This is a genomic window from Micromonospora yasonensis, from assembly GCF_026013475.1.
In the GTDB taxonomy this organism is placed as follows: Bacteria; Actinomycetota; Actinomycetes; order Mycobacteriales; family Micromonosporaceae; genus Micromonospora; species Micromonospora yasonensis.
The window spans coordinates 1-7651 of sequence record NZ_JAPDPH010000287.1 but is presented as its reverse complement, the minus strand read 5'-3'; the positions used below and the strand labels follow the sequence as shown (position 1 = coordinate 7651).

Below are 7651 nucleotides of genomic sequence, written 5' to 3'. Positions count from 1 at the left end.
GGGGGGGCGCCCAGCCCACATCTGAGCGGTTGAATAGCCCGTTACCGGAACCGCCGGTAACGGGCTTGTCCCGCGTTGCCATGGTTGGGATCGGTGGGTGCCTCCGCCGGTCAGGCCGACCAGAGCACCGGGTTGAGGGGTCCGTCGGTGACGCTGCCGATCGTCCGGCCACCGAGAAAAGCGGCGAGGTCCGCCTCCTGGTAGCGGTTGGTCGGCTGCGCCACTTCGATCGCGGCGTCCATGTAGATGACGGTCATCACCCGCCGGGGCGTGGCGCTCGTGTTCCCAGGCGCCCGGTGGATGGTCCAGCCGGTGTGGAAGCTGACGTCGCCGATCGCGTACGGCGAGTCGTCGACGCGGCAGCCGGACTCGGTCACGAACGCCTCGAGGTGGGCCTCCGACTCGTCGCCGATCGCGAGTTCACGACCGTACTGCGAGCGGTGACTGCCGGCCGCGAAGGTTAGCGGGCCGAGCTCTGCCGGGGTGTCCTGCAGCGGCACCCAGGCGGTGACAGTGCGGTCGGTCGACAGCGGCCAGTAGTGCTGGTCGACGTGCCATGGGGTGATGCCGCCGCCGGCCTCCTTGTAGAGGGCCTGGTCGTGATACAGCCGGACGGCCGGTACCCCGAGCAGGTGGGCGGCGATCCCGGCCAGCCGGCGGGAGAAGGTGAACTCGCGGACGGTGTCGCTGTGCTGCCATAGGTTTATGACCTGGAGGAACGCGCGGCTATAGGTGTCGCGTTCGGACAGCGGCAGGTGTTGCGTGTTGAGCCGGATGACCTGCGCGGTGATCTCCGGTTCGTAGCGCGTGACGACATCGGGGCTGAGCACGCCGCGCAGCTTCACGTAGCCGTCTTTGGCGTAGTGCGCGATGTCCTCGGGGCTGACGGTGTAGTGCTGGTCGAGTTCGGTGACTGTGGTGGTCATCGAGGCCTCCCTTGGGTCGCCACCTGAGTGTGTGCGGAGCCGGGGCCGGGTCACCACGCCGTGGGCGGCCGGAACCGATACTCTGCCGGCCGATCATCGCGGGCACCGTGCATATGCGGCCGGCAGGGTACCGTTCGGGCATGCGTCCGTCGTTGGAGCGCGTGCCGTCCTCGCCCTACCTCTCGTGGCACCACGGGGTGCGCGCCGAGCCGCGGTTCGGGTTCGACTGGCACTACCACCCCGAATACGAGCTGACACTCATCGTCGCCGGCTCGGGTCGGCGTTACGTCGGTGACCGGGTCGACGACTACGGGCCCGGCGACCTCGTGCTGGTGGGCGCGCTGACGCCGCATACCTGGGAGTCGGGCCCGGCCGGATGGCACGAGGCCGTCACCTTGCAGTTCCAGCACGACGCGTTCGGCGCCGGGTTCTTCGGCCGCCCCGAGTTCCAGGGCGTCGAACGGCTGCTCGCACGCGCCGCTCACGGGCTGCGCTTCACCGGCGCGGGCGCCGAGGCCGCGGCGGCCGAGATGGTCGGGATCGGCGGCCTCGACCCGGCCCGGCGGTCGCTCCGGCTGCTCGACATCCTGGTGTCGCTCGCCGAGCTTCCCGGCGAGACGCTCGCCACGCGCTCCCTGGTGGCCGACGTCGACGCCTCCGCCCGGCGCCGGATCGACCTGGTGATCGGGCTGGTCCGTCGCGACTACGCCGAGGAGGTCACGGTGGCGCGGGCGGCCGCGCTGGTGGCCATGACGCCCGACGCGTTCAGCCGATTCTTCCGGCGCCACACGGGGCGCACCTTCACTGACTACGTCAACGACGTGCGGCTGGCTGATGCGTGTCGGCGGGCCGTCGAGACCGACTCGCCGATCAGCGAGATCGCGCTCGCCTGCGGCTATCAGAACCTGTCCCACTTCAACCGCCGGTTCCGGGCGCAGACGGGGATGAGCCCGCGCGAGTTCCGCCGGCACTTTCGGGCGGAGGGCCGGCCGGCACGGTGAACGCCACGCTGGGCGACATCTTCGGGTGACCCCGAAACCGGCGGAGCGGGACTCGACGCCGATGGCGCGCTCTTGAACGTCGATGATCTGAAGGTGGTTGCGGGCAACCTGGGGCTGCCTCCGAAGGGCCGCGAGGCGGACCTGCTGGAGGCGGTGGCGGAGTTCTTTGTCGATACGGACAACGTGCACGGTCTCGTCAAGCGGATGCCCAAAGCGACGCGAGCAGTGTTGGAGATGCTGACCGGGACGGTGGACGGATCCGTCGCTACGGCGGCAGCGGCATCGAACACCGTAGCCGCTATTCGAACCGCTATTGGCAGGTGCATCCGCTGGACTGGGCCGAGGAGTACGGGCTGGTCTACTGCGTTACCTGGGAGGACTATCAGCCTGCGGGTCAGGTCGCGCTCGCCTTGTGAGGAGCGGACTACCGGGCTGCGTTCCAGCCGCAGGAACCGCCGGCTGCCTGGCACACGCCGGATCTCGCGATCGTGCGCCGCGACGCCCAGGCGCAGGGCATCGCCGTGGTCGGGCTGCTGTCGGCGCTGCTGGACGGGGCTGGGCGTGATCCGCTGGCCACGGTCAAGGCCGGCGGTGTGGGCGTGCGCGAGTTGACTCGGACGGCCAGGACGCTTGGCGTGCCTGTTTCCGTCGTACGGCTGCTGCTGGCGGTCGCCGAGAAGGCCGGGCTGGCCGAACTCGACGAACGCGTGATGCCGACGGCCGCGTACGACCGCTGGCTCACGCTCGGTCTGGACCGGCGGCTTGCGGTGATGCTGAAGGCGTGGCGTGACCTGGGCTATCTGCCGTCGTCGCAGACTGGCCCGTGGGTGCCAGTGGCGCCGAAGGCAAGGGCGCCGTGTTACCACGGCGCCCTTGCTCGACCGGCCGGTCCGGAACTACGCGTTCAGGAGCCGATCAACATCGCGAAGACATTCAGCGAGGTGACGCCATTCGCCGCTACGGAGCTCACGTTCGGCAGCGTCACTGCGACCACCGTCTCTTCCGGATCGAGCGGAACCGAGCCCGTAATATACGTTCACCTTGCGATGCTGGGTCGGGTGGCCGTGGCCAAGTGTGCTACCCGACCGCGAGGGCGAACAGGTGCAGGCCGCTGATCTGGCCCGAGCTGCTTGAGCCGCCGGTGGGCAAGGTCACCGCCACCACCTGCTTGCCGGCCGTGACCGGCGCCTCGGCGTAGAACACATACACCGCATGCTGGCGCTGCCCCCGCTCACGACCGCCGATCCCCTGCGAATTCACATACGGCGTGGACGCGACGGCGTCGTTTCCTGCGATCGGGCCGCTCCACCAGTCACCGAGCGTGAGGGTGAAGCTGCTCGTCGTCCCGTCGCTGTAGTGCACGGTGCCGATACCGGAGGCCTTGCCACCGCTGGCGGCGCCCAGAATCCCCAAGCGGGCGCCCGACCCGGAAAGGGCCACCGTCTGCCCCTGTGCGACAACGTTGTTCGGCTCCCCGACATCAACGTCGGGCCAGGTGAAGGTCAGCCCCTTGTGCTCGACGGCGGCTCCTGGCGAGATGCCCGCCGCAGCGAGCATCTGCGCCGAGTAGCTGTCGCCGACGCTGTCGAAGCTCGCCCCGTCGACGTCGCTGTCGTCGCTGACCCCGGCGTTGTTGAACGCCGCCGCAAGCGACGTGTACGGCACCGTCACCGTAACCGAGTCAGAGCTTTGCGTCGCACCCTGGGACGCCTGGTAGGTCGCGGTCCCAATGAGTTGGTACTCGTTCGGTGTCGCGCCTTCCGGCGCCGTGACCTGCCAAGTCGTGGTCACCGTCTGACCCGGCACCACCTGCTGGAACGATGCCGGCGAGCTCGCCTTCACCACCAAGCCATCGTGATGAGACAACGCGAGCCCGGCATCATGCACCGCGTACGCGCTGTCGTTGGTGAACGAGGTGGTCACCGTCGCCGTGGCACCGGGGTCGATGATCGCCGGCCCCGTCGCCGTCAGGTACCGCGGCCCGATCGCCTTCTTCACCCGGATCGTGTCACTGACCGCGATGTCCCGCGACGACGTACCCACCATGATCGTGTAATCACCAGCCGCCAGAACCCAGCCGCGCTCCCTGGTGTCCCAGTAAGAGAGGTCACGCGGAGTGAGCTCGAAGGTGACCTGCCTGCTCTCCCCCGGCTTCAGCGACACCTTCTGGAAACCCTTGAGCTGCTTGGGCGGCTCACCCACGCCGGCCGGCATCCCGACGTAAAGCTGCACCACCTCCGCACCGGCGCGGGGACCGGTGTTCGTCACGTTCGCCTGCACCGTCAGGCGTCCGTCAGAACTCAACTGCTTGGGGGCCGCCACCAGCTGATCCACCCGGAACGAGGTGTAGGACAGCCCGTGCCCGAACGGAAACAGCGGCTCCACGCCCTGGGCGTCATACCAGCGGTAGCCGACCTGCAGCCCCTCCGAGTAATACGCCTGACCATTCACACCGGGCCAGCGCTCCGGGCTGCTCACCGGCGTCTGCGACTCGTCACGCGGGAACGTCATCGGCAACTTGCCCGACGGGTTCACATCCCCGAACAGCACCTGGGCGAGGGCGTTGCCGTCCTCCTGGCCCGGGTACCACGCCTCCATGATGCCGGCGACCTTGTCCGCCCACGGCATCAGCATCGGGCCACCGGTGTTGAGCACCACGATCGTGTTCGGATTCGCCGCAGCCACCGCCTCGATCAGCTTGTCCTGCTCGAACGGAAGCTGCAGGTTCGGCCGATCCCTGCCCTCGGTGCGCCGGTCGTTGGCGACCACGACCGCGACATCGGACTCCTTCGCCGCCGCAGCGGCGTCCAGCCGCATCTGGGCCACATCGGCCCAGCCGAGGTGCGCCTTGCCCTCGTCGGTGCCTTTGAAGTGTTCAACCTTGATCGCATAATTCCGGCCGGCCTCGAGGTCGACCGTTCCCCATTTGGCGTCAGGATGGTTGCGCGCGCCCCAGTTGTCGATGACGAGCTTGCCGTCGATGTAGAGCCGCGAGCCGTCCTCGCTGAGCAACGAGAACGTGTACGTGCCGGTCTTCGGCGGGGTGAGCGTACCGGTCCACCGCACGGAGAAGTTGTTGGCCGGGACACCTGTGCCGGGCGAGCCCGTCCAGTTGACGTCGATGTTGGGGTCGACGCGGGTGAGCACCGGGTTTCCGGTGAGGTTTTTGTTGTTGTAGTAGCTGGCCTGGAGACCGTGCCCCTCGCCAGAGGGTGGCGTCAGGTACTCCGACGAGACAGGCGGCAACGCACCATCGCCGTTCGGCTGGCCGGCCGGGTGGTTGATCGTCACGCTCTTTCCGGCCCGGTCCGTGATCCCCTGGAGCGGGCTGACGACATAGGGCGACACGACCGCCGAGCTGCCGTCTCCACCGCTGTAGATGTCGTCGGCGGCGTTGTTGCCGAGCACCGCGATCGAGCCGATCTTCGTGTTGTCCAACGGAAGGACGCCGGCCGAGTTCTTCAACAGCACGGTGCCCTGCGCAGACACGTCCCGCGCGATGGCCGCGTGCTCAGGCGTGGTGACGACGCTGTCCTTCGTCCCGGTCGGCTGGCGCTCGAACAGCCCGTACTCGAACATGACCCGCAGGACCCGCAGGACCCCGTCATCGATCCGCGACATGGGGATCAAGCCCTGGTCGACCGCCGACCGCAGGTCAGCCCTGCTGGGCTTGGCCAGATCCATGCCCGCGTTGTAGGCAGCCGCCGTCGAGTGGGTGGCCCCCCAGTCGGAGCGCACGAACCCCTTGAAGCCCCACTCACCCTTGAGGATGTCGGTGAGAATCCGGCTGTTCTGGCACGAGTACTCGCCGTTGATCTGGTTGAAGGAGCACATCATCGAGGCGATGTTGCCGTCCTTGACCGCCGCCTCGAAGTGGGGGAGGTAGATCTCGCGCTGCGTCCGCTCGTCGATGTACTCGTTGATCGACTCGCGGTTGGTCTCCTGATTGTTGGCGAAATAGTGCTTGGCGTTCGCCATCACCCCCACGCCCTGGATACCGGCGATATTGGCGACGCCCAGCCGCCCGGTCAGGTACGGGTCCTCGCCGTAGGACTCGAAGTCCCGGCCGCCCTGCGGCACCCGGGCGATGTTGAGCATCGGACCCTGCGCGACGTGGATGCCCTTGCCCCACGCCTCGGTGCCCAGCACGGTGCCATAATCCGTGGCCACCGAGCGGTCCCAGCTCGCCGCAACGCTGATCGGAGCCGGCAACTGGGTGACACCAGTGAAGTCTTGGGCCACCCCGGCAGGGCCGTCCTGCAGGATCAGCCGAGGGACGCACAACCGGGGAATCGCCGGGAAGTAGTTCTGGTAGCCGTCCGGGCTTCCGTTCAGCCCCAGGGTGCTGACCTTCTCATCCAGCGTCATCTGCGCCAGCACTGCCTGAGCCCGCTCGTCCGCGGAAGCCGAAGAGCCGACCCACGGACACGGACCTTCATCCGCAGCCGCACGCACACCGTCAGGGACGACGAACGCCAACGCGAGCAGGACCCAAAGGCATGCAAGCCTCGCGATAGGCCTTGTAACGAATCCTGTAATGGTACGAATCACAGCACTCTCCTCAAGTGAAAGCGATCAGGGGACAAAATCTGGTGACTATGCGTCAGGGCAAACTTCCGGACTGCCCGCATCGGAGCTGAAAAGACGAACCAGGCGGGCCCCATCGGCGGTCATACGTTCCGCCCGGGATGGCGCTATTGGCGCTGGGCTCCTGTCATGGCTTGATCCCCTAGGCGAAGATGTGCATCTGGCCGTGAAGGATGAGCTGCGGCACGCACAGCCGCAGAATCGCCGGGAAGTAGTTTTGGTAGCCGTCGGGACTTGCGTTCAGCCCTAAGGTGCTGACCTTCTCATCGACCGTAATCTGGGACAGAACGGTCTTCGCACGTTCGTCAGGAGAGGCCGACGAACCGACCCACGGACAGGCGGGGTCTTCTCCGGACGAAGCGCTTGCGCTGGAAGGCGTCACAGCCCCCAGCCCAAGTAAGAGACAGGCAGAAGTGAACGAGGCGAGTTGGCGGATGGTTCGGGGCACCGAGACCTCCTCGTGAACGGATGGCAGGACATATGACCTCTGGCCACCCGCGTACCAGAAGCGCCTTCAGATCGACGAGGCTTGTGGTATGACCTCCAGCCACATTGCTGGAGCTGGAAGTCGATGTCAAGCCCCAGTGCGTGCCATGCGCGCGAACAAGCTGGACTCCGCGCTCGCCCGCCTGGGCACGACCCGGCGCACCATCGCCAAGCTCGGCCAGGCCATGAACATCGCCGTCACCGACGAGCTTCCTAGGACATCGTCGCGCAGAACCGGATCGTTACTCCGTCAACCTCCGGGCCAGTCGGGCCGCGTTCAGCTCGCCGATGACCGCGTCGACGGCCGCCTTATCGCTGAAATCGACACCGCGGGCAGTCAGTTCTGCGGCGAGCTGCTTGGCCGGTCCCCAGGCGGAGTCGCCGGTCGAAGGCGATGTGGATCGGAAGGTGGTGCGGTCGCTGGCGGACATCTTCGTCGATTACGGCCGCGGGTACATCACGCCCGGCCTGCTGGCGTGGAGTCCCGGGTGGGTCGCGTTGTTCCTGGGCGACTGGCTGCCTCGCAAGGCCTTCCTCGACGACGCACAGCGGGAGGTTCTGCCCGAGGCGTTTCGCCGCTGGCTGCGGTTCGCGCTGCACCGGCGAGAGGCCGACGCCGAGTGGGTCGAGCCGGTGGGGCCGCCTTCCGCA

Annotated in this window: 5 protein-coding genes and 1 pseudogene; 3 read left to right on the top strand and 3 right to left on the bottom strand. The window is 67.5% G+C overall.

Going from position 1 to position 7651, the window contains the following annotated elements:
• Positions 1 to 110: 110 nt before the first annotated feature.
• Positions 111 to 926 carry a phytanoyl-CoA dioxygenase family protein gene (locus tag ONA70_RS32960; RefSeq protein WP_265010397.1) on the bottom strand — a complete coding sequence of 272 codons (816 nt, stop codon included), beginning with the start codon at positions 924 to 926 and terminating at the stop codon, positions 111 to 113.
• A 140-nt stretch (positions 927 to 1066) separates the two neighbouring features.
• Here ONA70_RS32960 and ONA70_RS32955 point away from each other — a divergent pair, with 140 nt between their 5' ends.
• Positions 1067 to 1927 (top strand): AraC family transcriptional regulator, encoded by an 861-nt coding sequence (locus tag ONA70_RS32955; RefSeq protein ID WP_265010396.1) that lies wholly within the window; start codon positions 1067 to 1069, stop codon positions 1925 to 1927.
• A gap of 488 nt (positions 1928 to 2415) precedes the next feature.
• On the top strand, positions 2416 to 3042 hold the full coding sequence (locus ONA70_RS32950; RefSeq protein WP_265010395.1) for a hypothetical protein: 627 nt from the start codon (positions 2416 to 2418) through the stop codon (positions 3040 to 3042).
• Here ONA70_RS32950 and ONA70_RS32945 read toward each other — a convergent pair.
• On the bottom strand, positions 3005 to 6295 hold the full coding sequence (locus tag ONA70_RS32945; protein WP_265010394.1) for a glycoside hydrolase family 3 C-terminal domain-containing protein: 3291 nt from the start codon (positions 6293 to 6295) through the stop codon (positions 3005 to 3007). The two genes, ONA70_RS32950 and ONA70_RS32945, sit on opposite strands and share 38 nt — an antisense overlap.
• A 361-nt stretch (positions 6296 to 6656) precedes the next feature.
• Positions 6657 to 6962, bottom strand: coding sequence for a hypothetical protein (locus ONA70_RS32940; RefSeq protein WP_265010393.1), 306 nt, complete (start codon positions 6960 to 6962; stop codon positions 6657 to 6659).
• Positions 6963 to 7288: 326 nt separating this feature from the next.
• Between ONA70_RS32940 and ONA70_RS32935 the strand changes: the two are divergent.
• Positions 7289 to 7651: pseudogene (locus ONA70_RS32935) on the top strand (hypothetical protein); the annotation flags it as partial.